The 1,509-nt window shown below is 62.1% G+C and carries 4 protein-coding genes; all 4 read right to left on the bottom strand.

What is annotated here, in order from left to right; translation table 11 throughout:
• On the bottom strand, positions 1-314 hold a 314-nt coding region (locus EN893_RS33550; protein ID WP_128362156.1), incomplete at its 3' end, for an SRPBCC domain-containing protein.
• Positions 311-631: a helix-turn-helix domain-containing protein gene (locus tag EN893_RS33555; protein WP_127266739.1), complete on the bottom strand. Its 321-nt coding sequence runs from the start codon at positions 629-631 to the stop codon at positions 311-313. The genes EN893_RS33550 and EN893_RS33555, both read right to left, overlap by 4 nt.
• A 258-nt stretch (positions 632-889) precedes the next feature.
• Entirely contained in the window at positions 890-1,177 is a 288-nt protein-coding gene (locus EN893_RS33560) for a DUF1330 domain-containing protein (protein ID WP_023762651.1), read from the bottom strand.
• Between the two features lie 32 nt (positions 1,178-1,209).
• A partial coding sequence (locus EN893_RS33565) for an orotidine 5'-phosphate decarboxylase / HUMPS family protein (RefSeq protein WP_206640233.1) occupies positions 1,210-1,509 on the bottom strand: 300 nt, incomplete at its 5' end.

Consider the following 1,509-nt stretch of genomic DNA (forward strand, 5'->3'; position numbering starts at 1 on the left):
ACCATGGTGTCGTATTCCTCGATGGCGAACGTCACCCGGCTGGTTTTCGACGGATCGTCGGCCTGCGAAGCATTCGCCCAGGTGATGACAAGGCGGGTCGGCGGCGAAATCTCGACGACCTCGCCGACGAGCTCTACGGTCTGTTCGTCATTGGCGCGGATATGTTCCCATTTCGAGCCCGGCGTCCATTCGGAGACGTTCTCGTGGCCCCAGTAGCGCTTCGCGATCTCGGGCTTGATTATGGCCTCGAACACCTTCTGCGGCGTTGAGCGGATATAGGTCACGTAGACAAAGCTGGTCGTTTCCCTGGTCATCGGTCTTCTCCTTCGAGTTCTTGCTTCAGGTCGTGCAGCAGGCTGAGCCGCTGCCGTTCGAATTTCCGTACCCAGCGCTCGTAGACTTCGTGCAGCGGCACGGGATTGATGAAATGCAGCTTTTCGCGGCCGCGCTTGACCGTGCTCACCAGATTGGCCGCCTCCAGCAGGTCGAGGTGCTGGGTGGCGGATTGCCTGGCCATGTCCAGATGGTCGCAAAGCTGACTGAGCGTCTGCCCGTTCTGCTCGCACAGAAGGTCAAGCAGCCTTCTGCGTGTCGGATCGCCCAGCGCTTTGAAAATCTTGTCGGCGTCCATCTGCCTCACCTTGTTGTAGGCACAATATGCAGGTAAATACCTGCATGTCAACCGGCGATCCGACCCGCGTGAATGACCGCTCGTCGGCACGGCTCCGCACCCGGCAACTGCGCCAGGCAGATGACCGTGAAATCGCGGAGCAAAGATATGTAAAATGCGCCTGCGGGGCTTCAAACGCCGCCAGGCTTTATCCGATTTTGAGCAATGATCTCCGGCGAAAACCGGAATGACTTCTTCGGAACTATGCTTGCAAGGACATCAGGCGCCCTCGACCAGGACGATTTCGCCGTCGGCGACCTTCTGACGGATGGCGACGGCGCGCTGGTATTCCGGCGAATGGTAGCAATCATGCGCGGCGGCGAGCGATTCGAACTCTATGATGACGTTGCGTGCCCGGCCGGGGCCTTCGGCCTTTTCATGCTCGCCGCCGCGCGCCAGGAACTTCGCACCGAAGCGCTCGAAGGCAGGCTTGGCGGCGGCGACATAGTCCTTGTAGCCTTCCGCGTCGCGCACATCGACACGGGCGATCCAGTATCCCTTGGGCATTTTCTTGGTCTCCGAACTTGTTCTTGGAAATCTCAGGCCGAGCGCATCTCGTCGAGGATGGCTTCGGCCGCTTCCCGTTTGTTGTCCGCAGCAATGATCGGCCGGCCGACGACGAGGTGGCTGGCGCCGTTGCGGATCGCCTGGCCCGGCGTCACGACGCGCTTCTGGTCGCCATGGTCGCTGCCCGCCGGCCGGATGCCGGGTGTCACCACCGCCATGTCGGGTCCGACGATGCGGCGCACCGCCTCGGCCTCCGCGGCCGAGCAGACGATGCCGCCCATGCCGGCATGCAGCGCCTGTTCCGAGCGCCGCATCGTCGGACCCGACATGGC

The organism is Mesorhizobium sp. M7A.F.Ca.CA.004.04.2.1 (assembly GCF_004022825.1).
GTDB lineage: Bacteria > Pseudomonadota > Alphaproteobacteria > Rhizobiales > Rhizobiaceae > Mesorhizobium.

What these genes read in the sequence shown, in the direction of transcription:
- EN893_RS33555 (WP_127266739.1), bottom strand. Translation starts at nt 631, where the DNA reads ATGGACGCCGACAAGATTTTCAAAGCGCTGGGCGATCCGACACGCAGA.
- EN893_RS33560 (WP_023762651.1), bottom strand. Translation starts at nt 1,177, where the DNA reads ATGCCCAAGGGATACTGGATCGCCCGTGTCGATGTGCGCGACGCGGAA.